This is a genomic window from Pontibacter pudoricolor, from assembly GCF_010092985.1.
GTDB classification, from domain to species: domain Bacteria; phylum Bacteroidota; class Bacteroidia; order Cytophagales; family Hymenobacteraceae; genus Pontibacter; species Pontibacter pudoricolor.
This window is the reverse complement of sequence record NZ_CP048106.1, coordinates 3,217,985-3,240,365: the sequence shown is the minus strand read 5'-3', so window position 1 is coordinate 3,240,365 and position 22,381 is coordinate 3,217,985. Positions and strand designations below refer to the sequence as shown.

The 22,381-nt window shown below is 44.7% G+C and carries 24 protein-coding genes and 1 tRNA gene; 17 read left to right on the top strand and 8 right to left on the bottom strand.

Translation table 11 applies throughout. The annotated features are described in order from the left end of the window. Nucleotides 1-20: 20 nt before the first annotated feature. Both GSQ66_RS14050 and GSQ66_RS14045 read right to left on the bottom strand, forming a co-directional pair. Entirely contained in the window at nt 21-1,439 is a 1,419-nt protein-coding gene (locus GSQ66_RS14050; RefSeq protein WP_162428043.1) for a DUF4270 family protein, read from the bottom strand. Then, a complete protein-coding gene (locus tag GSQ66_RS14045; RefSeq protein ID WP_162428042.1) occupies nt 1,423-2,232 on the bottom strand; it encodes a glycogen/starch synthase in 810 nt (269 codons plus the stop codon). Before GSQ66_RS14045 ends, GSQ66_RS14050 begins: the two co-directional genes overlap by 17 nt. Before the next feature lie 133 nt (nt 2,233-2,365). Between GSQ66_RS14045 and panC the strand changes: the two genes are divergently transcribed. The 8 genes from panC (at nt 2,366) to GSQ66_RS14010 (ending at nt 8,290) form a co-directional block, all read left to right on the top strand. Next, nucleotides 2,366-3,220 (top strand): pantoate--beta-alanine ligase, encoded by an 855-nt coding sequence (gene panC, locus GSQ66_RS14040; RefSeq protein WP_162428041.1) that lies wholly within the window; start codon nt 2,366-2,368, stop codon nt 3,218-3,220. An 86-nt stretch (nt 3,221-3,306) separates the two neighbouring features. After that, nucleotides 3,307-3,654, top strand: a complete 348-nt coding sequence (panD, locus tag GSQ66_RS14035) for an aspartate 1-decarboxylase (protein WP_162428040.1) — start codon at nt 3,307-3,309, stop codon at nt 3,652-3,654. Between the two features lie 9 nt (nt 3,655-3,663). After that, nucleotides 3,664-4,365, top strand: a complete 702-nt coding sequence (locus tag GSQ66_RS19000) for a lysylphosphatidylglycerol synthase transmembrane domain-containing protein (RefSeq protein WP_238395702.1) — start codon at nt 3,664-3,666, stop codon at nt 4,363-4,365. Nucleotides 4,366-4,376: 11 nt separating this feature from the next. Next, nucleotides 4,377-4,697, top strand: coding sequence for a hypothetical protein (locus tag GSQ66_RS18995; RefSeq protein WP_238395701.1), 321 nt, complete (start codon nt 4,377-4,379; stop codon nt 4,695-4,697). Continuing rightward, on the top strand, nt 4,684-5,178 hold the full coding sequence (rfaE2, locus tag GSQ66_RS14025; RefSeq protein WP_162428039.1) for a D-glycero-beta-D-manno-heptose 1-phosphate adenylyltransferase: 495 nt from the start codon (nt 4,684-4,686) through the stop codon (nt 5,176-5,178). Before GSQ66_RS18995 ends, rfaE2 begins: the two co-directional genes overlap by 14 nt. Nucleotides 5,179-5,195: 17 nt before the next feature. Next, on the top strand, nt 5,196-5,855 hold the full coding sequence (locus GSQ66_RS14020; protein ID WP_162429075.1) for a zinc metallopeptidase: 660 nt from the start codon (nt 5,196-5,198) through the stop codon (nt 5,853-5,855). 212 nt (nt 5,856-6,067) lie between these two features. Beyond that, nucleotides 6,068-7,207 (top strand): acyl-CoA dehydrogenase, encoded by a 1,140-nt coding sequence (locus GSQ66_RS14015; RefSeq protein WP_162428038.1) that lies wholly within the window; start codon nt 6,068-6,070, stop codon nt 7,205-7,207. A gap of 159 nt (nt 7,208-7,366) precedes the next feature. Next, entirely contained in the window at nt 7,367-8,290 is a 924-nt protein-coding gene (locus tag GSQ66_RS14010) for an AraC family transcriptional regulator (protein ID WP_162428037.1), read from the top strand. On the opposite strand, the gene GSQ66_RS14005 is transcribed toward GSQ66_RS14010, so the two are convergent. From GSQ66_RS14005 to GSQ66_RS13995, 3 genes are read right to left on the bottom strand one after another with little or no spacing between them, the layout of a single operon-like run. Continuing rightward, nucleotides 8,273-9,040: a geranylgeranylglyceryl/heptaprenylglyceryl phosphate synthase gene (locus GSQ66_RS14005; RefSeq protein ID WP_162428036.1), complete on the bottom strand. Its 768-nt coding sequence runs from the start codon at nt 9,038-9,040 to the stop codon at nt 8,273-8,275. The genes GSQ66_RS14010 and GSQ66_RS14005 overlap by 18 nt on opposite strands. After that, entirely contained in the window at nt 9,030-9,635 is a 606-nt protein-coding gene (locus tag GSQ66_RS14000) for a hypothetical protein (protein WP_162428035.1), read from the bottom strand. Before GSQ66_RS14000 ends, GSQ66_RS14005 begins: the two co-directional genes overlap by 11 nt. Continuing rightward, nucleotides 9,632-10,012: a phage holin family protein gene (locus GSQ66_RS13995; protein WP_238395699.1), complete on the bottom strand. Its 381-nt coding sequence runs from the start codon at nt 10,010-10,012 to the stop codon at nt 9,632-9,634. Before GSQ66_RS13995 ends, GSQ66_RS14000 begins: the two co-directional genes overlap by 4 nt. A gap of 152 nt (nt 10,013-10,164) precedes the next feature. Here GSQ66_RS13995 and GSQ66_RS13990 point away from each other — a divergent pair, with 152 nt between their 5' ends. Further along, complete coding sequence (locus tag GSQ66_RS13990; protein ID WP_162428034.1) at nt 10,165-11,259, top strand: DnaJ domain-containing protein; 1,095 nt, start codon at nt 10,165-10,167, stop codon at nt 11,257-11,259. A gap of 43 nt (nt 11,260-11,302) precedes the next feature. Here GSQ66_RS13990 and GSQ66_RS13985 read toward each other — a convergent pair whose 3' ends face one another. Both GSQ66_RS13985 and GSQ66_RS13980 read right to left on the bottom strand, forming a co-directional pair. Then, nucleotides 11,303-11,887, bottom strand: coding sequence for a hypothetical protein (locus tag GSQ66_RS13985; protein ID WP_162428033.1), 585 nt, complete (start codon nt 11,885-11,887; stop codon nt 11,303-11,305). A gap of 190 nt (nt 11,888-12,077) precedes the next feature. Further along, nucleotides 12,078-12,150, bottom strand: a tRNA-Phe gene (locus tag GSQ66_RS13980). A 168-nt stretch (nt 12,151-12,318) separates the two neighbouring features. On the opposite strand from GSQ66_RS13980, the gene GSQ66_RS13975 reads away from it, so the two are divergent. The 4 genes from GSQ66_RS13975 to GSQ66_RS13960 all read left to right on the top strand — a co-directional run bounded on the left by GSQ66_RS13975 (nt 12,319) and on the right by GSQ66_RS13960 (nt 17,202). Beyond that, a complete protein-coding gene (locus tag GSQ66_RS13975) occupies nt 12,319-13,692 on the top strand; it encodes a (Fe-S)-binding protein (protein WP_162428032.1) in 1,374 nt (457 codons plus the stop codon). Nucleotides 13,693-13,869: 177 nt separating this feature from the next. Continuing rightward, entirely contained in the window at nt 13,870-14,649 is a 780-nt protein-coding gene (locus GSQ66_RS13970) for a (Fe-S)-binding protein (RefSeq protein WP_162429073.1), read from the top strand. Nucleotides 14,650-14,734: 85 nt separating this feature from the next. Beyond that, nucleotides 14,735-15,217, top strand: a complete 483-nt coding sequence (locus GSQ66_RS13965) for a hypothetical protein (protein ID WP_162428031.1) — start codon at nt 14,735-14,737, stop codon at nt 15,215-15,217. Between the two features lie 35 nt (nt 15,218-15,252). Further along, nucleotides 15,253-17,202, top strand: a complete 1,950-nt coding sequence (locus GSQ66_RS13960) for an OmpA family protein (RefSeq protein WP_162428030.1) — start codon at nt 15,253-15,255, stop codon at nt 17,200-17,202. 256 nt (nt 17,203-17,458) lie between these two features. Here the strand turns inward: GSQ66_RS13960 and GSQ66_RS13955 are convergent, their stop codons facing one another. Then, a complete protein-coding gene (locus GSQ66_RS13955) occupies nt 17,459-17,623 on the bottom strand; it encodes a hypothetical protein (RefSeq protein WP_162428029.1) in 165 nt (54 codons plus the stop codon). 673 nt (nt 17,624-18,296) lie between these two features. Between GSQ66_RS13955 and GSQ66_RS13950 the strand changes: the two genes are divergently transcribed. From GSQ66_RS13950 to GSQ66_RS13935, 4 genes are all read left to right on the top strand, one after another. After that, nucleotides 18,297-19,466 carry an AIR synthase related protein gene (locus GSQ66_RS13950; RefSeq protein WP_162428028.1) on the top strand — a complete coding sequence of 390 codons (1,170 nt, stop codon included), beginning with the start codon at nt 18,297-18,299 and terminating at the stop codon, nt 19,464-19,466. A gap of 252 nt (nt 19,467-19,718) precedes the next feature. Beyond that, nucleotides 19,719-20,660, top strand: coding sequence for a hypothetical protein (locus GSQ66_RS13945; RefSeq protein WP_162428027.1), 942 nt, complete (start codon nt 19,719-19,721; stop codon nt 20,658-20,660). 59 nt (nt 20,661-20,719) lie between these two features. Beyond that, nucleotides 20,720-21,403, top strand: coding sequence for an outer membrane beta-barrel protein (locus tag GSQ66_RS13940; RefSeq protein ID WP_162428026.1), 684 nt, complete (start codon nt 20,720-20,722; stop codon nt 21,401-21,403). Nucleotides 21,404-21,407: 4 nt separating this feature from the next. After that, entirely contained in the window at nt 21,408-22,082 is a 675-nt protein-coding gene (locus GSQ66_RS13935; protein WP_162428025.1) for a porin family protein, read from the top strand. Nucleotides 22,083-22,381: the final 299 nt, after the last annotated feature.

Sequence of the window (22,381 nt, the reverse complement as noted above, 5' to 3'; positions counted from 1 at the left end):
AAAAATATTTTATAATAAAATTAGTCCAGTTTTGTAAAGTAGATGCGCAGTTTTACACCTTGCTCTTCCGTGTTAACTATAATGGCTCTTTTAGGAATACTTTCCAGTCCAATTGATCCGCCTCCGTTGGCAGAGCTCAAAAACCTGGCTGGTGTTATCAACAGGCCATCATTTGGCTTGTCGCCACGCAGTATTGCCTGTACATAAGCCGTTACATTTACTTTATAACTGCCCACGCCGGTTCTTACAGTATTGTCGCCATCTTTTCTTGTTTCGGCATTAAACTGTAAATAAGTCGGGGAACTATAGTTCTCAATGCTCATTAAGCGGGCATCATCTATAGGAACTGTTTTAGCCACGCCAGTAGAAGTATAAAGAATCCTGTTCGAGCTGTTAGTCTCGTAAATAGCTAACTGGGATGGTTCTTTAAGCGTTGTAAAGGAATTGTTTTTAACCGGCACTATAAGCTCAGCCCTGTTAATTACAATATTACCATGTTGCTGCTTTAACTCCTCAAGTCCCTGGATGGTAAGCTTTGTTAATAGCTGAGTGCCAGCCTGTACATAGCTTTCGCCACCTGTCTGCGCCGATGGCAATACTGTATATGGTTGCAGCCCTGCCAGTGCAGTACCGCTACGAACAGCTTCTATTTTAGAGAAGTTTCGAATGTTGGATCCGTTAAGCAAAAAGGAATATTCTTTTCTGGTCGTATCGTTTTTGTAGTACAGCGTAAGCTTGGTTTTAGCAGACAGCGTATTCAGGCCGATTACTTCTCTAGAAACAGCCTGTGTCGGAACTATAGCCAGGCCTTTAAAAAGCTGTACAAAGTTAAACTGATTCTTGAGGGTAGCTTTGCCTGACTGAGCCAGTATCTCGTCAGCCAGCGCCTTATCCAGGTGTATTCTGACAGGTACCGTAAATACAGGTGCTGGTTTGGCTGCAGTAGACGTATCTACAGGGTCCGGGTCAAAAGATACTGTTCCCAGCGGCGTACTTTCATACGCCAGCGATGAGTTCGTGAAATAAGATGACTTATCCTGGAAACCTTCAGTCAACCTGTGAACACTCAGGTTTAACATAGCATCATCAGAACCATAGATATCTGTTGTATAATCCAGGCTCAGAACCAATGAGTCTGCTACCGGGTTTGTGCCAAACGTTACATCTAAGCCGGAAAGACCTACTTCTGTAAAGGCAGTCGCTTTTACATTGCCCAATGCGCCATCCTGGTAACCACCAACAGGTAACGGATACTGCCTGAAAGCTAATATAGAGTCAGATTTAAGTACGGTGCCCGTATTTACATTTAATTCGGTATAAAAGGCTCCGATCTGGTTTTCATCCTGTAGGTCTAAGCCTATATCAGATGGGTCTTCGCAAGATGCAAGTGTAGCAAGGGAAAAGAAGAAAAGGGTAAATCTTCTAACGGCTGAGTTCATTATACAGGTTATAGTATGAATCTGAAAGGGTGTCGTCGGCAATAACTGTACTGATGTTCTTTGAAGTAAAGTCGTTGAACAGCAGGTTGATGTTATCGCTGAAATCTTCGTTTGTTTTAATTACCGAATCGGCATACTCCATACCAATTTTCAGGAAGCTGTCGATATCGGCAGACTTCAGGTGGCCCAGCATGCTGTCATCAATATCCAGCATCTTTACTTTCTCAGCCAGGTCGCCGTTAAACTTGTGTGTATAGTTGTGGTTATACACCGTAAACATCGACTTAGAGTCTTTAAAGATCGGATCTTTCTTATAAGTTGTTTTCAGGTACATTGGTATCAGGCCGGTCATCCAGTCGTTGCAATGCACAATGTCCGGAGCCCAGCCAAGTTTCTTCACAGTTTCCAGCACGCCCTTACAGAAGAAAATAGCACGCTCGTCGTTATCCTGGTGAAATTTGTTGTTCTTGTCAACAAAAACGGACTTTCTGTGAAAATAGTCTTCGTTGTCAATAAAATATACCTGTAATTTGGCATTCGGAATAGAAGCCACCTTAATAACCAGTGGTTTCTCGTCGTCGCCAACAGCAATGTTGATGCCCGATAAGCGGACAACCTCATGCAAGCGGTTCTTACGCTCGTTAATAATACCGAATCTCGGCACAAAGATGCGGATTTCCATACCTCTTTCCTGCATCGCCTGTGGCAGTGTGTTCAGAAACTCTGCTACTTTTGTGGTTTGAAGGAAGGGAAGGATCTCGGTGGCGGCGTAAAGGATTCGCAATTTTGACATGAGTTTGTAATTAAAAATTAAAGGCAACAGTATTGGGACGTGCAAAATTAGTATTTTTTATTCTAATTTTCAATTTTATCTGCTGTGACTTACTTTTGCCGGCTTCTATAGTTTTAACACTGAAACACAACATATGCAAGTAATTACGCAGGTTAACGAACTTCGCGAAACAATGCAGGCGCTGCGCTGCCGTGGCAAAAGCATAGGCTTTGTGCCAACTATGGGTGCCCTGCACGAAGGGCACCTGCAGCTGCTGCGCGCATCGGCCAATGATAACGACATTACGGTGTGCAGCATTTTCGTAAACCCCACGCAGTTCAACAACCCCGAAGATTACAATCTATATCCGCGTACATTAGACGCTGACATAGCACTGCTGCAGGCCACCGGGTGTAACTATATCTTTGCGCCAACTCCCGAAGCTATATATCCACAACAAAATATGTTGCAGTTTAGTTTCGGGAAGCTGGAGACAGTAATGGAAGGGGAGCACCGGCCGGGGCACTTTAACGGAGTAGCAACTATAGTTGGTAAGTTTTTTAACATTGTGCAGCCGCACAAAGCCTATTTCGGGCAGAAAGACCTGCAGCAGGTAGCTATAGTTCGGCAGCTTATTCTGGGGCTTGGCTTTGATATTGAACTGGTGTGTTACCCAACCGTACGTGAAACAGACGGCCTGGCTATGTCATCCAGAAACAAACGTCTGAATGCAGACCAGCGTAAAATTGCGGTGAGCTTACACGATGCCCTGGAACTGGCCCGGAAGCAACTGGTGCAGGTGCCGTTGCCAGCTATAAAAGAAGCTGTAGCTGAATACCTGAGAGATAAGCCTGAAGTAGCGCTGGAGTATTTTGAGATAGCAGACCCGCTTACGCTACAGCCGCTTACAACTATAACCGATGTGCAGGAAGCGGCACTATGCATTGCAGCACACGTAGGCCCGGTGCGCCTTATTGATAACTTAGTAGTGAATCTTAGCGAAGTTTAAGTTGTTTAAACAGGGCAGCGGTCCTATACTTTCATAGTTTATCTGCTGCCTATTACCTAACTTTGCGCTTTATTTAGTCACAAACCATGTATATTGAGGTTTTAAAATCCAAGATTCACCGCTGTAAGGTAACTCAGGCCGAACTGCATTATGTTGGCAGCATCACCATAGATGAAGACCTGATGGACGCCGCCAATGTGGTGGAGAATGAGAAAGTTACCATCGTAAACATTAACAACGGCGAGCGTTTCGAGACTTATGTAATTAAGGGCGAACGCGGCACCGGCACTGTTTGCTTAAATGGGCCCGCTGCACGTAAAGTGCAGGTAGGCGATATCGTTATCGTGATTTCTTACTGCAGCATCCCGTTCGCGGATGCAAAAGCGCACAAACCAACCCTGGTTTTTCCGGATCAGCACAACCGCCTGGTATAACGCCACTGCATGAAAAAGCTGTTCTCCATTCTTAAATACGGTCTTTTGCTTGGCGTATCGGCATTTCTGATGTGGTACGCTTTAAAAGAGCTCGACTTTGAGAAAATGTGGGCAGAGTTGCAGAACGCCAACTATGGCTGGGTAGGGCTTTCGCTTTTGATGGGGGTGGCAGCTTACCTGAGCCGGGCTTACCGCTGGCAAATGCAGATAAAACCAACAGGCTACCAGCCATCGTTGCAAAATACATATAATGCTATGATGGTTGGCTATATTGCCAACCTGGTATTGCCGCGCATGGGCGAAGTAGTGCGTTGTAGTATGTTGCGTCGTTCAGATGGTATTCCTGTTAACAAAGGCTTTGGTACTGTAATAGCTGAACGATTTGTGGATATGCTGATGCTGTTGCTGGCCGTTGCTATTACCTTCCTTTCCGAATTCAGGCAGATCAAAGACTTCTTCTGGGAATTACTTTCCAGCAAGTACAGTAACCTGGAGCAAGCTATAGATTCCCTTTACTGGGTGGCCGGTTTCTTTCTGGTGTCAGTTATAGTTTTAGTCCTGGTTGGGTTACGTTACCTGAGCAGGTTGCGGGAGAATAGCTTTTTTCAGAAAGCTGTGCAGTTTGTGAAAGGCATGCTGCAGGGTGTTTTCAGTATAACCAAACTGGATAACCAGGCTGTTTTCTGGGGCATACTGTTTTTGTGTGGCTGATGTACTATGGCATGAGCTTGGTCGTTTTTTATGCGCTTCCGGCTACAAGCGGGCTAGGCTTTGGAGCGGCGCTCTCGGTTTTGGTAGTGGGTAGTTTAGGCATGGCGGCACCGGTGCAGGGTGGGGTAGGCGTATATCATTTGCTGGTACAGGCTACGTTACTACTTTACGGAGTGCCTAAAGAAGCCGGAATGGCTTACGCGCTGCTGGCACATACCTCTCAAACACTTTTGGTAGTTTTAATGGGAGTGCTTAGTTTTATAGCAGGTATGTCGCGTAAACCAACTATGGCGGCAGCTCCTGAAACTATAGCAAACCATGAACTCAACTGATAAAATATTTACCCTTCCAAAATTACTGGAGCAACTGCAACTATGGCGAAGCCAGGGGCAGAAGATCGTTTTCACGAACGGCTGCTTTGACTTATTGCACTTAGGCCACGTAGATTATCTCGAAAAAGCACGACAACTTGGCGATAAATTAGTGCTTGGCCTCAATACAGATCATTCCATCAGCAGTATAAAAGGTCCGAACCGGCCTCTTCAGGACGAAATGTCACGTGCGCGGGTAATGGCATCGCTTTTGTTTGTTGATGCAGTAGTGCTTTTCGATAGTGATACACCTTTAGAACTGATAAAAGCTGTGCAACCGGATATATTAGTAAAAGGCGACGACTATAGTATAGAGCAGATTGTAGGGCATGATGTGGTGCAGCAGGCCGGAGGCGAAGTGAAAACAGTTCCGCTTGTTACCGGTTATTCCACTACAAGCATCGTAAAAAAAATAGAAAACCAATTAAACGAAAATAGATAATCATGATCTGGATAATAATGATTGCCATTATGCTTGCAAGCTGGCTTGTAAGCTGGCGATTAAAAAGCAAGTTCAAGCAATATTCCCAAATACCGCTAAGCTCTGGTATGAGCGGACGTGAAATAGCTGAGCAGATGCTGGCCGATAACGGTATTACGGATGTGCGTGTTATTTCAGTAGCGGGCCGTTTAACGGACCATTATAACCCAACAGATAAAACAGTAAACCTGAGCGAGTATGTTTACGATGCCCGCAGCGCAGCTGCTGCTGCCGTAGCTGCCCACGAGTGTGGTCACGCAGTACAGCATGCCAAGGCTTATGCTTTCCTCAAGTTCCGTTCGGCCATGGTGCCTGCGCTAAGCATCGCCTCGCGTTACATGCAATGGATTCTGCTGATCGGTATCCTGATGTTGCAGACAACACCTGTGCCATTGGCAATTGGGGTGGCGCTGTTTGGCTTAACGACACTGTTCAGTTTTATAACGTTACCGGTAGAGTTTGATGCGAGCAAGCGTGCGCTGGCCTGGATAAGCTCAAACGGAATTGTAACCCAGCAGGAATACGGTATGGCGAAAGATGCACTTAAATGGGCTGCTATGACGTATGTGGTTGCCGCACTTGGTTCACTGGCCACCTTATTATACTATGGTTCATTATTGTTGGGCCGTCGCGACTAACCTGCAAATGTTACGTATATAAAATAACGCTGCCCTCTTCTGTTTAGTGGGTGGCGTTTTTTTTGCCCTCTATACTTTCTGATCATAGTTTACTGGCCCAACATTGTATAGTTAATTACAATAATTCGCAGTCAGGTTAAATTTATATTGTTGTATTTTATAGTTTTGTACCCGAAAAGTTATCGTTATACCATATCCGATTTATAAATAATATGAACTTTCAGTTAACAGAAGAACATCTGGCAGTACAGGAAGCCGCCCGCGAATTTGCACAAACAGAGCTTTTGCCTGGCGTAATCGAGCGCGACGAGCACCAGAAATTCCCGGCAGAGCAGATCAAAAAAATGGGTGAGCTTGGCTTCTTAGGAATGATGGTTGATCCGAAATACGGCGGTGGCGGTATGGACACCATCTCTTATGTGCTGGCTATGGAAGAGATCTCTAAAATAGATGCGTCTGCTTCTGTGGTAATGTCGGTTAACAACTCGCTTGTTTGCTGGGGCCTGGAGAAATATGGCAACGAAGAGCAAAAGCAGAAATACCTGACAAGATTAGCTACCGGCGAGATCATCGGTGCCTTCTGTTTATCGGAGCCGGAAGCGGGTTCTGATGCTACATCGCAGCGCACAACTGCTGTTGATATGGGTGACCATTACCTGCTGAATGGTACTAAAAACTGGATCACAAACGGTAGCACGGCTTCTGTATACATTGTAATCGCTCAGACAGATGTTGCCAAAGGTCACCGTGGAATTAATGCGCTTATAGTTGAGCGTGGTATGGAAGGCTTTGAGATCGGCCCTAAAGAAAATAAGCTGGGTATTCGTGGTTCCGATACACACTCGCTGATGTTTACAGACGTTAAGGTGCCAAAAGAGAACCGCATCGGCGAAGATGGCTTCGGCTTTAAGTTTGCGATGTCTACGTTATCTGGCGGTCGTATCGGTATTGCGTCGCAGGCATTAGGTATAGCATCTGGCGCGTACGAACTGGCAGTTAAGTACGCTAAAGAGCGTAAGGCATTTGGTGTGGAGATCGCGAAGCACCAGGCGATACAGTTTAAGCTGGCTGATATGGCTACAAACATCGAAGCAGCGCGTCTGCTTTGCCTGCAGGCTGCTTATGATAAAGATACACATGCGGACTATGGCAAGTCTGGTGCTATGGCAAAACTTTTTGCATCAAAAGTAGCGATGGATACAACTATAGAAGCAGTGCAGGTGCACGGCGGATACGGTTTCGTGAAAGAGTACCATGTTGAGCGTTTAATGCGTGATGCAAAAATCACACAGATATACGAAGGTACTTCCGAGATACAGAAAATAGTAATATCGAGAGAACTGCTAAAGTAGAAATGCTTGTAAAAATGTGTTTCTGTGCAGCTTAGGCTATCTATAGGTTTTTTCGAATTAAAATTTATTTTTAAAATTTAATTTGAATTTTATAAAGATTAGTCTTAGCTTTAAGCCATAATTAACGGGTTTATAGTATAAAAGTTAGTTGGTTAAACAATGGAAGATTACAATAAAATTATTGAATCGCTTGGGGTGCGGTTCATTAAGGCTAAGAATCTGGTGTTGCAGCAGCCGTTTACGGTTCGCAACTACTATGATGTTGGCAACAACCTGATACTGCTTCATAAGGGTAGTATATTTTTCGGCGACGAGGAGCAAGCGGTAGAAGAGGGGGAACTGCTGTTTATTCCGGGAGGCCGAAACACACGTGTTAGATACGGTGCTGGCGATGGTAAGGTAATTTCTAACGATGACCTGATCACGAATAAAGAGAAGTTCTTTAAAAATAACAGCGATCTTGACCTTATCGGTGATGCAGAAGAGAGCCACAGCTTTGTAAGTTTCGAAGCGAAGGTATTTGACTCTGTAAACTTCTTCTCATCCCTGGATGTGCCTGCTTTCCTGATCTCAGGAAACAACAAGCTGGCTAACCTGGTGATAAAAGTGGTGGAAGAGAGCATGCAGGATCTGCCAGGTAAAGAGCGTCTGATCAACATCTACACGGAGAACATTGTAGTAGAGGTGGTGCGCCATATACTTCGTAACAGAATGTTTGTGGAGCAGCTGGCAACCAACAGCACTTACTTTAAAGATCCACGCCTCATAGACCTGTTCAACTACATTAAGGAGAACTTAGGTGGCGATCTTTCTAACAAAGTGCTTTCTAACGTTGCAAACGTATCCGAGGATTATGTAGGCCAGTATTTCAAAATGCTGACAGGTATAAACCCTCAGGATTACATCGAGTACCAGCGTATGGAGCGTGCTGTGTTCCTGCTTAGAACGACTAAGAAGAGCATCCGCGAAATTGGTAAAGAAGTTGGTTACAAAGATACCGCTTACTTCTGCCGCAGATTCAAGATGATGTTCGGAATTCCTGCCGGTAAGATGCGTCGCCGCGAATCAGCGATGAACATCTAAGGTTAGATTATAAGAAGCAACTATAGAAGAAACCTCGGCCAGAAAGCCGGGGTTTTTTTCTATGTGGTTACCAACCACGATTACATCGGCGCCTGCCGCTAAAGCAGCTTTTGCTTTATCCGCAGTATTAATGCCGCCACCAACTATAACCGGCACTTCCACTGCTTCGCACACGGCCGCAATCATTTCAGCGCTTATTGGTTTTGCCGCTCCGCTGCCACCATCCAGGTACATATACTTTAGCCCAAGCAACTCGCCGGCCATGGCGGTGCAGGTAGCAATAGCAGGCTTGTCGTAAGGGATGGGGGTAGTGCCGCTCATATAAGAAGCGGTAGTCTGCCGGCCGCAATCTACGAGCATGTAGCCTGTCGGGTAAACGTGCAGGTTGCTGGCTTTAAGAATTGGTGCGGAGAGTACGTGCTGGCCAATCAGGAAATCGGGGTTGCGGCCCGAAATTAAAGAAAGCAACAGGATGCCATCGGCTTGTTTATCGATGTGCAAACTGTTGCTCGGGAAAAGTATAACCGGTATCTGGCTATGCTGTTTTATCAGTTGAATTATAGTTGCCTGGTTTTCGGTTGTTATCAGGCTGCCACCTACAAAAAAGAAATCGACGTGGCTGGCTTCGCTCATGTGCAGCAGTTGCAGGCAGTTTGCTTCATCCAGGTTATCGGGGTCCAGCAATACGGCAAAGTGCTTTCTGCCTGTTCGGGTTTTCTGCTGCTTTTCGCGAAGAGTGTTAAATGGCATGCTTTTCTGAGGCGCTTTGTACAACTGGGTCTGCTTCGGTAGCCGGAACAGCTCTAGCTGCAATATCGGTATTTTCAGATTCAGTATGCATGCGTTCTGCTGCCTTTTTAGTAACATAGGCTACAAGCAGTGCAACGCCTTCCAGGGCCATTGTGCGCGCATATGGCGAGTTTATAAGGCGCTGCATCATGCCCGGCCCGGATTTTACCTTCTGCTTTTTCTCCTTTTTTGCTTTTTGTTTAGCTGCAGTTACGGACATCGGCCCTTCAGCCGTAAAGTCTGTCACCGTTCTGTGTGCTATCGGGTCATAGTCTGGTATCGGGTGCGACACAGGTATAGTTCCGGCAGCAGCAGCTTCCCCTTTTTTAACTTTGGTTATTTTTGAGGCTTTTTTTTTATCGTTGCCGGTAAACATACGTCTCAGCAGCAGGCCGGCAAGTACAACACCGCCAGCAATGGCCACTTTTTTACCTATTTCCTGTCCCTGATTTTTAATCTGCTCTACATCGCCCATCAGGGCATTCTTATATTCTTCTTTCTGACGCTCCAGAAATTCCCGCTGGTTATCGAACAATGGATTGTTAAGCTCGCTCATATTGATTTTTCTCTTTTATCAGTCTTATAAATTGTGTTGTCAAATGTTTTGTCGGCCATGCCCTGGAACACTTTTTTATCTAAACCAACTACCAGTATAACCAACAGCACAATGTAAAATAAAGCGACGATGCCGAAGCCCCAGAACGTACTATCCAAAAGATGGTTTAACAGCAGGCCCAGAAAGATGTTTACAAATATAAGGCACATAAACCCCACGAGGCCCAGTAATATACCATGTGTTGCCCCTACAAAAGCTACCTTTAGCTTTTCCTGTATCTCTAATCGTATAATATCGATGCGAGTATCGACGTAACCCATCAGGTTCTCGATAATATGAGTGTTTTTTTCTTTTGTGCCGTTATCTTGCATTGCCATAGTTTTTAGCTTTTTTTATTGCTTATCCTGTATACGCAGGTGTATTCAAATATTTACGTAAAGTATAAGTACATTGCTACCTTACATACAATTAAGGTAAAAAATGTGTTTTAATTACCTTTAATGTCACCTAGAACTTACTATTAGCTGCATTGGAACAGAATTTTTATACCGTACTTGGCATTGCCCCGGCAGCTACCCAGCAGGAGGTAAAGCAGGCGTATAAAAAACTGGCTATTAAGTACCACCCCGACAAAAACCCCAACAATAAACTGGCCGAGGATAGATTTAAACTTGTTAATACCGCTTACCAGGTATTGTCTAACCCGGGCAAGCGCGCCCGTTACGACCTGAAACTGCAGTACCTGCGTGAGCGTGAGCGGGTGATACAGCAATACCAGCCATATTATAACGACCGCTACCGTTATACCCGGCAACCTGCCCCGGTTTCGGAGCGCTACTACCGGCCTATCCGAACAGAGAAGCACGAGTTCTCACGGAAAGATCTGTACATAACCATTGCTTTCGTAGGTGGTATCCTGCTTTTTAGCCTGCTGCTGAAAGTAGTAATGGACCACATTGCCGGTGAAGATAAATATAAAACAGCTTTAACCTATATAGCTGACGGTAAATACAGTAGTGCACACCGCATGTTGTCCGATGCGATTAACTTTAAGCCTGAACACGCTGCTGCCTACAAAGAAAGAGGTTGGCTCGAGCTAAATGTTTTTGAGGATTACGAAGCTGCCCTGCAGGATTTTAACCAGGCAATTGCTTATCAGAAAAAGCCGTCGGCGGATGTGTACTTTATGCGGGGAGTTAGTCGGCAGCATTTGGCAAGCTACCTGCAAGCTGAAGCGGACCTGAACCGGGCCATTCATTTAAACGAAAAACTATGGGACGCTTACCTGGCTCGGGGAGAAGTCCGGTTATTTTACCTGCAGAAATACAAACCAGCCCTTAGTGATTTCTCTACCTACCTACGCTATGGCACCGATAAGGAGAAGCGGGTAACTGCCCTGACCTACCGTGGTTTTGGCTACTATAAAATTGAAGCACATAAACTATCGGAGCATGATTACCGCCGTGCTCTAACTATAGATAAAGAAAATGGAAGAGTGAACTACCTGATGGGCCGGACCAAGATGGAGTTACAGGAACCGGATTCGGCGTGTATCTATTTTAACCAGGCGTATGAGTTAGGTTATTCCGCAGCCTTGCTGGAGCTAAGGGCTAATTGTTATTAACTATAGGTTGTTTCTTATCAGATTAAATCTGGCGTATCAATAGTTATAGTTTTATGCGTTGCTGCTTTTGGCTGAAGTAACTGCTATATTCTTCTGCAATATCTATAGCACTAATAATTTCAGGGCGGTCTTTTGATGGATCAAAAAGGATCAGGTACCAGTTAGGGCTGTCCTCTGTTTTAGTGTCAAAAAAATACTCCTGACCTGTATTCGTTTTAAATTTCAGGTATCTCGTTTTCGGATACACAGTCTTTATATTTTTCTCCTCTAATAACTTATCCGCTTCATATTCATAGTATAGGTTGTCGTCTGCAGCAGTGTAAAAGTCTTCTTCTCCATATTCCTTTTTCATGTGCTCTATTTCTTCCGTATCCGGGCTGATAAATATTCCTGATCTTTCAGTGACAAGCGTAAAATTATTTCCGGAGATATCGGCAACTATATAATCTTTAAGCTCCGCATCGCTGAAGATAGAGTAGCTATTGGTTTTCCGCGTTAGCGTATCATGTTGGGAGGGAACCGATGACACATCAGGAGTTACGCCTTCTGTGATCTGATTTTGTTGATTACCAGTATCCGAACAACCGAATACTGTCAAAAAGAGAGCTGAAATAAGTATTTGCCGCATTATTTCTTTCGTTGCTAACTATACCTGCCTGAATCTTATAGTTACTGTTTATAGTATAGTTGCAGAGACAATATAAGCAAAAAGAGATAGAGTAGGTTAAGTGTAAACTATAGTTAAGGCTAACTAAGAAAAGTAACCCGGAAGGCTTAAAAACAAAAAACCCTTGCCGTTTCTGACAAGGGTTTCAGTGTGGTGATGATTGGAATCGAACCAACGACACAAGGATTTTCAGTCCTTTGCTCTACCAACTGAGCTACATCACCAGCTCTGTTGTGTCACCCTTTTCCGTAAGGGTATGCAAAAGTAGTAACTAACTTTTAAGTAGCAAACATTCCGGCTAAAATTTTTTTAAAAAAGCCCGTTGTATGCGTTTGTTCTTATAATTCTACTATCTTTATCTATGAATTGGTATGTATAACGAATAATTTACCGTGATAGGAATTTCAAACATTATCTTCCTGATTGTGGCAGCCATAGGCATTGGCCTGTTTGTGTGGCAGATCCGCAAAATTCGTAAAAACGTGCTCATGGGCCGCGACCTCGTACTGGAGGACAACCCATCGGAGCGTATCAATAAAACATTGCTGGTTGCTTTCGGGCAGCAGAAAATGTTCAAGCGCATGTTGCCGGCTATCCTACACCTTTTTGTGTATGTAGGCTTCCTGGTAATCAACATCGAAGTGCTCGAGATCCTGATCGATGGTATTTTTGGTACGCACCGTGTGCTGGGCTTTATGGGGCCGTTCTACGATGGCCTGATGGCAGTGAACGAGGTACTGGCGGCGCTGGTAATTGTGGCCTGTGCTATCTTCCTTTGGAGACGTAACGTTACAAAAGTGCCTCGCCTGGCAACCGGCGTCGAGATGCGTGCATGGCCTAAAATGGATGCCAACATTATCCTGATGATCGAGATCATCCTGATGTTTGCCCTTTTCGCCTTCAACATTGCTGACCTGAAATTAGCTGAATTAAAAGGCCACGAACTGGCAGGCGCTTTCCCGGTGAGCAGCATGTTTGTAAATGCCTTCGGCGCTGATGCCGGCATGCTGGCAACTATAGCAAGTGTTGGCTGGTGGATCCACATTATCGGTATCCTGGCTTTTATGAACTACCTGCCTAGCTCCAAGCACTTCCACATCATCATGGCTTTCCCGAATGTGTACTTCTCAAAGCTGGTGCCAAAGGGCAAGATGACAACCAACCCGGCTATTACGCATGAAATCAAAGCCATGCTGGACCCAAGTTACCAGCCGCCTGCGCCGGAAGTAGATGCAGAAGGCAACCCGGTAATTCAGCGCTTCGGAGCAAAAGACATAGAAGACCTGACCTGGAAACAGATGATGGATGCTTACACCTGTACCGAATGTGGTCGTTGTACATCGGTTTGTCCGGCCAACATTACAGGCAAGCTGCTCTCTCCACGTAAGATCATTATGGATACCCGCGACCGTATGGAGGAAAAAGGAGAGCATCCAGCTATCTTCAAACCAAACCATTACAAAGAGATGGGCGTGGAGCGTGTGGAGACGACAGAAGAGAAGACGTTGCTTCGTGGCTACATTACCCCGGAAGAACTATGGGCCTGCACCACTTGTAACGCCTGCGTAGAATCCTGCCCGGTAAACATCGACCAGCTTTCCACAATCATGGACTTGCGTCGCTACCTGGTACTGGAAGAGTCTGCTGCGCCTGCATCGCTTAACGCTATGTTCACTAACATAGAGAACAACGGTGCACCGTGGGCATTCCCGGCATCCGACCGCTTTAACTGGGCCGATGAACTATACCTGCCAAGTAAAAATTAAATTGTTAAATGGCTGAACTGTTAAATTGTTGATTTCAGGAAAATGAGTTTTATGCTAACCAACAATTTAACCTTTAGCAATTTAACCATTTTAAAGAGAGTAGCTCAGCTACGATAAAATAGCCTTAGAATTACCAATCAGATGGAAGAAAATAAAAAGTTAATAAAAGTACCTACCATGGCCGAGATGGCTGCGAATGGTCAGGAACCGGAAGTACTGTTTTGGGTTGGCTGTGCCGGCTCTTTCGATGATCGTTATAAAAGAGTAACCCGCGCGTTTGTACAGATACTGGAACATGTGGGCGTAAAATATGCTGTATTAGGTACCGAAGAAAGCTGCACCGGCGACCCGGCCAAGCGTGCCGGTAACGAGTTCCTGTTCCAGATGCAGGCGCTAACCAACATCGAAGTACTGAACGGGTACAACATTAAAAAAATAGTAACAGCCTGCCCGCATTGCTTTAACACCATCAAAAACGAATACCCAGACCTGGGCGGTAACTATGAAGTTATTCACCACTCTACGTTCCTGCAGCAACTAATTAACGATGGTAAAGTACATGTGCAGGGGGGAGAAGCCTTCAAAGGCAAGCGCATTACGTATCATGATTCCTGCTATTTAGGCAGAGCCAACGACATTTACGAAGCGCCGCGCGATGTGCTGGCCGCTCTGGATGCTGACCTGGTTGAAATGAAGCGTAGCCGCGCGAATGGTTTATGCTGCGGTGCCGGTGGTGCCCAGATGTTTAAAGAAGCAGAGCCAGGCCGTAAAGAGATCAACATCGAAAGAACCGAAGAAGCCCTGGCTACTTTAGGAGCAGAAGGTGTAATTGCTACAGCATGCCCGTTTTGCATGGTAATGATGAACGATGGCGTGAAGAACAAGGAGCAGGAACAAAACGTAAAAGTGTTCGACATCGCTGAGCTAATCGCACAAGCCGAAGGACTTACTAAATAAATTGCTTCATTGTTAAGAAGGTTGATGGGTTATAGTTTGATGACCGCTCAACAATTTAACAATCAACAATTCAACAATTAATAAAATGTATATTCCGTTTGATGAGCTGCCGCCACAGGCGCGTGTCTGGATTTACCAGGCAAGCAGGCCTTTAACTGGGGCAGAACAAGCAGAAATAAAACCCTTGCTGGAACAGTTCGCAGAAGACTGGAGCAGTCACGGTACAAACTTACAGGCATCGGCAGAGTTGCTGCACGACCAGTTTTTAGTGCTTGCCAATAACGAAAGTGCCACAGCAGCCAGTGGTTGCTCTATAGATAAGTCGGTAAATTTTGTGCGGGAGCTGGAGCAGCGGTTCAATATCTCTTTCTTCGACAGAACACAGCTTGCTTTTTTGAGGGAAGGGGAGATTGAAATGGTAAGCATAAGTGAACTGAAAAATAAAGTAGCAGCCGGAGCTATCAGCAAGGATACCTTATATTTTGATACGCTCGTTACTAACTATGGCGACCTGCAGGCTGAATGGCCACGGCCGGCGCAACAAAGCTGGCTTTCACGTTACTTTTAGAAATCTGCCTTTATAGATAAGACACACATAAGCACATGTACCAGATGCCAAACGCTACCCAGTTAACCAGAAGCCTGAAGCACATTTGCTTACTGGCCTTGCTTGCTTTGTTTGTAAGTGCATGTGGAGCGTCGCAGTACTTGGGCAAAGGCGACAAGCGCTTCGAGATGGAGCAATATGATAAAGCGATCGAATACTATAAGCAGGCACTAAATAATTCTAAAAATCCGGGTGAAGTAAACTATAAAATTGCGGAGTCTTACCGGTTGTCGAACAGGTTAGCGGAGGCCGAACCATTTTATAAGGCAGCTTTGGATGGCGGTTACCGCAAAGAGCAGGCGTATTACTACTATGGCATGTCGCTGAAGGCAAATGGCAAGTACGAAGAAGCCCTGAACCAACTACAGGATTACACTAACATAGGCACTAACTCCAGGTTAAAAGGACTGGCTGCGCGCGAAGTGGAAAACTTTGGGCAGCTGAGCGAAATTATGCGCGGCAAGTATCCGTACGAGGTTAAGAACCTGCAGGCGCTGAATACCGACGGATCTGAATTTGCACCTTACATCCTGAACAACGAGCTGATTTTTTCATCTACCCGCGAGCCGGGTAAAGCTTATTTGGGCAACGGCGAAGGCTTTATTGATATTTACGCTACTACTCTTACCGACTCGATGGCCGAAATGGGCGGAGCCGTTCGTAAGTTTGAGAACGTAAACGTAGAAGGCATACACGATGCCATGGCAACTTTCGCGAATGAGGGTAAAACGATGGTTTTTGCGCGGGGCAACGAAGGCTCTAAGAAAGGCCGCCAGAACGTAGACCTTTTCGTAACCTACTTTCGCTCTAATGCCTGGACCGAACCTAAACTGCTAACTATAAACGATTCCCGCGCCTGGGATTCTTCTCCGGCTTTCTCGCCGGATGGTAAAACACTGTACTTCTCATCAGACAGAAAAGGCGGCTTGGGTGGCAACGATATTTATAAAGTAACTATAGATGAGAACGGCCGCTTTGGAACACCGGAAAATCTTGGTCCGGACATTAACACACCCGGTAACGAAAGCTTTGTGCATGTAGCTCCTGATGGCACCTTGTACATCGCTTCTGATGGCTTGCCGGGCTTAGGTAACCTGGACCTGTTCAGGGTTGAAAATGGAAAGCCTGTAAACATGGGCACGCCGGTAAACTCTTCCGGAGATGATTTCAGCATTTATTTCCAGAACAATATCCGTGGCTTTTTCTCATCGAACCGTGAAGGTGGTAAAGGCGGGGATGATCTTTATAGTTTAGTTAAGTCGCAGCGCAAGCAGGTTAATTTTTATGTGGATGGTACCGTTTACCTGCGCCGCGAAGGAGCTAAAGAACAAACTATAGTTCCGAACCAGTTGGTAGTATTGCAAAATGAGAAAGGCCAGAAAATAAAAGAAACTACTTCTGATGCCGAAGGTAAATTCACTTTTGCCCTGGATACAGCCTCTACCTACTCGCTGATCTCTGAAAAAGCAGGTTTCTTTACAGCACGTACACGCGTTACAACAGTTGGCAAAATTCCATCGCAGGATGAACTGCTGGAAGATGTGAACGATATCCGGCTGAAAACGACGCTGGTGCTGAACGAGATCGTGAAAGAAAAGCCGATCGTGCTGGAAAACATTTTCTATGACTTTGATAAAGCAGATATTCGTCCGGATGCAGCTTTGGAACTGGACAAACTGGTGGAGATACTGCAGGATAACCCGAACATTTCGATAGAGTTAAGCTCACATACCGACGTTCGCGGTTCTGATATCTATAACCTGGATCTGTCGCAGCGCCGTGCAGAGTCGGCAGTTGAGTATATCATCTCGAAAGGTATAAGCAGGAACCGCATTACAGCAAAAGGCTATGGCGAGACCAGGCTGGTTGTTAAAAATGCGAAAACCGATGCCGAACACCAGCGCAACCGACGTACAGAATTTAAAGTGGTACGTATACAGGAGTAATCAGTGTAGCGCTACATAAAAAAGCGGCTGGAGTTTAGACTTCAGCCGCTTTTTGTTTCCTATAGGCTCTCATGTCATAACAAGCATTTTTGAGACAGAAGTCGAAGTGAGGCGGTGCATTTGTGAGGTATATTAGGTTTCCTATAGTTCTGCTTTTGTCATTTCGAACAGCGTGAGAAATCTGAGTTCTATAGTTGGATTATCTGCACTTAGAACCAAGCCTTTTATTCCATAGCATTTTCTAATCCTGGGAGCTCTACTCACCTATAGTTGTCATAGTTAGCTTTGGTGCCCTCACGGCCGGGAGGCCCCTTCTTCGGGCATCGCGCTGCTGCTTTCTTGCTACCCTCGTACCTCGGGTTGCCTGGCGGCACCGCAACAAAGCAAAGGCGCTCAACCCAAAGACTGCGATCTTTCTCATAGTTACTTTTGTCTATAGTTTAAACCAGTAAGCTTCGAGATTTATCGTTGTGATAATTCCGGAGGGACAGGTCGCGACCTGTCCGATCTTGGTCTGTGTCTATTGAATTATAAATGAAACTATAGCAGAGTCAGATTTCTCCCGCAGGTCGAAATGACAGCTTGAAAATCCGTAGCAGAAAAGTCCCCCTTTGAAGGGGGTAGGGGATGACAAACGGTAACTATAGAACTATAGCTAGACTATAGCAAAAGCCGGAATTCCCCTCCCGGGAGGAGCAGGGGTGGGTTAAAGCGATAACTATAGAACAATGAATCAAACTATAGCATAGACCGTGAAGCTCCCCTCCTTAGACAAGGAGGGGTTGGGGTGGTTGGACCACGCCAACTATAAAACTTTACCTTCAACTATAGCAGTAGCTTTATCCTGAAAATCCTTTAATCCTGTAAATCCTGATTCAGACAATTCCTGTCCCTGTCTGGCCAGTTGAGTTACAAACTCAATCCCATAATAAGACACGGGTTGCAAATCCGCGTCTGCAAAAACTAACAAGAATAACTATAGTCCCGGCGGAAAACAATTTACCATTCCTTATTGCCTCTGCACAACTTATTTCAATGTTTACAACGCTTATCCCGGTTGCTTTATTAAATTTGTAAGCAAATCATCCCGAACTATGGAAAACAGATATTTGCGCCGCGGCGTGTCGGCTTCCAAAGAAGATGTGCACAACGCCATCAAGAACATCGACAAAGGCATATTCCCGAAAGCTTTCTGCAAGATCATTCCTGATATACTGACCGGCGACCCCGACTACTGCAACATTATGCACGCCGACGGGGCTGGTACCAAATCATCGCTGGCTTACCTGTACTGGAAAGAGACCGGCGACCTGAGCGTTTGGAAAGGCATTGCCCAGGATGCTGTTGTAATGAATACCGACGACCTGCTTTGCGTAGGCGCTACCGATAACATCCTACTTTCGTCTACTATAGGGCGTAACAAGCACCTGGTGTCCGGCGACGTGATTGCGGCTATTATAAATGGCACCGAAGAAGTGCTGCAGATGCTCCGCGATAACGGAATCGGTATTTACAGTACCGGCGGCGAAACCGCTGATGTTGGCGACCTGGTACGCACCATTATAGTTGACAGCACGGTAACGGCCCGCATGCGCCGCGACGAAGTGATCAGTAACCATACCATACAGCCCGGTGATGTTATAGTTGGGTTTGCATCTTACGGGCAGGCCACATACGAAACGGAGTATAACGGTGGTATGGGCAGTAACGGCCTTACCTCGGCCCGACACGATGTGTTCCATAATTACCTGGCGGCCTCGTACCCTGAAAGCTACGACCCAGAATTGCCTGTAGACCTGGTTTACTCCGGAACCAAACGCATGACCGATATAGACAAGGAAACAGGTATGGAAATAGGTAAACTGGTTTTATCACCGACAAGAACCTATGCGCCTATAGTTAAAGCCATTTTGCAGGAGCACCGCCAGCACATACACGGCATGGTGCATTGCAGCGGCGGCGCCCAGACCAAAGTGCTGCATTTTACCGATAAGGTACACATCATAAAAGACAACCTGTTCCCAACGCCACCATTGTTCCGCATTATTCAAGAGGAAAGCCACACCGACTGGAAAGAAATGTACAAGGTATTTAACATGGGCCATCGCCTGGAAATTTACCTGCCGGAGCAATACGCCCAGGAGCTGATTGCGATCTCGAAGTCCTTTAATGTAGATGCCCAGATAATTGGCCGCGTGGAAGCCAGCAAAACCAATGAGCTAACTATAAAAAGCGCTCACGGCGAGTTTTACTACGAGGGGTAATTATAACCGCAACTATAAGTTTGAGAAAGCCGCAGGTAAAAAAAACTTGCGGCTTTTTTGTTGGTCTGATGTTACAGATAGCTGTTAAAAAGGGCGGTTTTTTGACAATATTTTGGAGAAATGGCCTTTTGAATGCTGCAATGCAGGTTTGGAACTTTAGAAAGTGATGTTACAAGTGGTAGTGGAATAGCCTTTTTTAGTTGGATTTTAGTGCTTAAGTTGGATCATATTTCTAACCTAATCCAACATTTTATGAAAAACAAAACTTTTACCCCCCCCCATTTTAGTCTGAAATGGCTCAAGTTGTTTTTAGTTTTTCTGGTTTCTGCCAGCACTTTTCTATGGAGTTGCGATAAAGCTAAAGACTCCGTGCAACCCGACGCGCTGACTACTTCGCAGGTGCAGACAGTAAAAAGCGGCAAAGACAAAGAGGATAAAGACAACAAGTACAAAACTGACAGAACGGGCCAGTACGTAAGCAAAGACGTGCAGGTAACCGGCTACGAAGACGGCCGCGAACGCCCTTTGCGCCCGAAGCATGATGCTGCTGGTGATTTGGGAGCCTATAGCGAGGTGCCCTGCGACCCATGCGGGCCTGGAAGTGGTGGAGTCCCTACTCCTCCAACTTCAGCCTTTGTTAGTTCAGAGGGGTTATGGGACTTAGTGAATGCACCTTCAGGTGATATCTATGCTTTGAGAATTATTAAAGGCGATCACCAATATATCGTACCTTCTGAGGGGCATATAAAGCTAAATGCAGATTTGAATAGAGGGTCTGGAGGTAAGTATATCTATTTGACTTTTACTCGTAATCCTCAATTTTCATATGAAAATGATGGAGCTCATTCTGCCGGAACCTATGATACACCGCTGACAAATTTAAAGGTTGTTAGTTACACTCAGTTCGGATATATTAATCCATTTAATGCGATTGCTCCAGGAGACAATTATAGACATCTATATCGATTTATTGATGGAAATAGTATCGCGGTAGATCTAAATGATGGAGCTGGTGGTAAGTATATTTTTGGGCATGTTAGTAGAGAACCTGATTATGGGACACCTATAAAAGAAGTAGGTATTTTATACGGTAACAGTAGCGCAATACAGCCGCCCGCAGGTTGGGTTAAGGTGCCCGGTGATTTAAATGAAAATGCTGGCGGGGATTACATTTATTTTTGCTATAAGAAGTAAAACTTAACTAAGGGTACTATAGGTTTAGAACTATAGTACCCTATTTATATTATCAAAAGATGAAGAATATCCTATTGGGCTTAATCCTTTTTATATTTTCTTTCACAGCTGTAGCACAACAAGACTCAACTCTTATAGGTAAGCAGCAAAACAGAGTTACCTTAGGTGTTAATTTACACACTATGTCCTTTCATATTTACTATAAAGCTGGTAAGACTCCTGGTGCAGTTAGAGCTGGATATTTTGTGCCGGTTTCTATAAATGTTGGTTACCAATTCACTGACAGGATAAAGTTACAAGCTGGGCTGGGGGTAGGCGGCGATACACATAAGGTCACTGAACAACTTCAGGATGTGGAATATGACTACAAATCAAAAACTATAGCTTTTGCCAGTCCTGTTTCCGTGTATTTAACTTTTCTTAACCTATACAAAAAGTTGCCAGTGTATGGTGTACTAGCAATTGTGCCAGCTTATGGTGTTACTACAACAGATGTAACAGAAACTGATGATGAAGGCAGCAGAAACTATACTATAAAAGACAGCGGTATCAATGTGTTTACTATAGCAGGAGTTGGTTTCAACTATAATGTAAGCGAACGCTTTTATGGTAATGTATCTTACTTCTTTTATAAAACTAACCTTACTGGCCCCAACTCTACCTTTTATGATTGGGACCAAGGCTACCCGGGAGCAAGAGGTTTTATTAAGTCGTTAGAGTTTGGGTTAAACTATAATCTATAACCATATGAAAATAATATTTCTATCTCTTATCCTTTTAGTCTCCACTTTACCCGCCGTTGCTCAGGTTAATCCTGTTAATTCTGACTCAACTGTAAAGCCCTTAAAACGTGTATATGTAGGTGTTGAACTTAGCAACATAGCTTATACTATGTGGAGGCCTTCTAAACAAGTAGGAGGTGGTGTTACACCTGTAGTTCATATAAACGTAGGTTATAAATTGAACAAAGGACTAAGTCTACAAATAGGGCTTGCTTATGGTAGAAAACATGTTGATGAACTTTCTGGTATCTATTATGGTGAAAACGATACCATAATTAATTATTACCGTGCAAGAAAAATTCAGGCGTTAGCAGTTCCTATAACAGCACAGGTTACACCCTTCAGTTGGCAGCAGAACAGAAAATTCCGTGTATCAGCTATCGCATCCTTTGTGCCTATCATAGGATCAGTGTGGCATCAGGAGTCTGAAGAATTTGAAGGACAAAGAGAAGTTATTTATAAAGGTGAGGACTCCGGCGTATATGCTATAGTTACTGGTGGGCTACAGTTTAATTATAAAATAAGCCAACGGTTAGATAGCTATGGCAAATTAAACCTATTTTATAAAAACGTCGGACATAAAAGCTACTATGCAGATAAAGCATGGTCAGTTGGCTTAGGCCTTAACTACAATCTATAAACAGATGCTTTATAAGCATTGGAAAAGCCGCAGGTATAATGCCTGCGGCTTTTTTTTGCCTGATGTTACAAATGGATGCTAAAAGGGGTGATTTTTTAACAATATTTTGGAAAAACGCCCTTTAAATGCTGCAATGCGGCTTTGGGGCTTTATAAAGTGATGTTACGTGGGATAGTAAAATAGCCTTTTATAGTTGGCTAATTGTATTTAGCTTGTGCTATATTTCTAACCTAATCCAACATTTTATGAAAAACAAAACTTTTACCCCCCCCCCCCCATTTTAGTCTGAAATGGCTCAA

Excerpts from the sequence above, each read along its gene's own strand:
- GSQ66_RS14015 (WP_162428038.1), top strand. The coding sequence starts at position 6,068 with ATGAACTTTCAGTTAACAGAAGAACATCTGGCAGTACAGGAAGCCGCC.
- GSQ66_RS14005 (WP_162428036.1), bottom strand. The coding sequence starts at position 9,040 with ATGCCATTTAACACTCTTCGCGAAAAGCAGCAGAAAACCCGAACAGGC.
- GSQ66_RS13945 (WP_162428027.1), top strand. The coding sequence starts at position 19,719 with ATGAAAAACAAAACTTTTACCCCCCCCCATTTTAGTCTGAAATGGCTC.
- GSQ66_RS19000 (WP_238395702.1), top strand. The coding sequence starts at position 3,664 with ATGAAAAAGCTGTTCTCCATTCTTAAATACGGTCTTTTGCTTGGCGTA.
- GSQ66_RS13940 (WP_162428026.1), top strand. The coding sequence starts at position 20,720 with ATGAAGAATATCCTATTGGGCTTAATCCTTTTTATATTTTCTTTCACA.
- GSQ66_RS13995 (WP_238395699.1), bottom strand. The coding sequence starts at position 10,012 with ATGGCAATGCAAGATAACGGCACAAAAGAAAAAAACACTCATATTATC.
- rfaE2 (WP_162428039.1), top strand. The coding sequence starts at position 4,684 with ATGAACTCAACTGATAAAATATTTACCCTTCCAAAATTACTGGAGCAA.
- GSQ66_RS14010 (WP_162428037.1), top strand. The coding sequence starts at position 7,367 with ATGGAAGATTACAATAAAATTATTGAATCGCTTGGGGTGCGGTTCATT.
- GSQ66_RS13955 (WP_162428029.1), bottom strand. The coding sequence starts at position 17,623 with ATGAGAAAGATCGCAGTCTTTGGGTTGAGCGCCTTTGCTTTGTTGCGG.
- GSQ66_RS13965 (WP_162428031.1), top strand. The coding sequence starts at position 14,735 with ATGTATATTCCGTTTGATGAGCTGCCGCCACAGGCGCGTGTCTGGATT.
- GSQ66_RS13970 (WP_162429073.1), top strand. The coding sequence starts at position 13,870 with ATGGCCGAGATGGCTGCGAATGGTCAGGAACCGGAAGTACTGTTTTGG.
- panD (WP_162428040.1), top strand. The coding sequence starts at position 3,307 with ATGTATATTGAGGTTTTAAAATCCAAGATTCACCGCTGTAAGGTAACT.
- GSQ66_RS13985 (WP_162428033.1), bottom strand. The coding sequence starts at position 11,887 with ATGCGGCAAATACTTATTTCAGCTCTCTTTTTGACAGTATTCGGTTGT.
- panC (WP_162428041.1), top strand. The coding sequence starts at position 2,366 with ATGCAAGTAATTACGCAGGTTAACGAACTTCGCGAAACAATGCAGGCG.
- GSQ66_RS14050 (WP_162428043.1), bottom strand. The coding sequence starts at position 1,439 with ATGAACTCAGCCGTTAGAAGATTTACCCTTTTCTTCTTTTCCCTTGCT.
- GSQ66_RS13950 (WP_162428028.1), top strand. The coding sequence starts at position 18,297 with ATGGAAAACAGATATTTGCGCCGCGGCGTGTCGGCTTCCAAAGAAGAT.
- GSQ66_RS13935 (WP_162428025.1), top strand. The coding sequence starts at position 21,408 with ATGAAAATAATATTTCTATCTCTTATCCTTTTAGTCTCCACTTTACCC.
- GSQ66_RS18995 (WP_238395701.1), top strand. The coding sequence starts at position 4,377 with ATGAGCTTGGTCGTTTTTTATGCGCTTCCGGCTACAAGCGGGCTAGGC.
- GSQ66_RS13960 (WP_162428030.1), top strand. The coding sequence starts at position 15,253 with ATGTACCAGATGCCAAACGCTACCCAGTTAACCAGAAGCCTGAAGCAC.
- GSQ66_RS14000 (WP_162428035.1), bottom strand. The coding sequence starts at position 9,635 with ATGAGCGAGCTTAACAATCCATTGTTCGATAACCAGCGGGAATTTCTG.
- GSQ66_RS14020 (WP_162429075.1), top strand. The coding sequence starts at position 5,196 with ATGATTGCCATTATGCTTGCAAGCTGGCTTGTAAGCTGGCGATTAAAA.
- GSQ66_RS14045 (WP_162428042.1), bottom strand. The coding sequence starts at position 2,232 with ATGTCAAAATTGCGAATCCTTTACGCCGCCACCGAGATCCTTCCCTTC.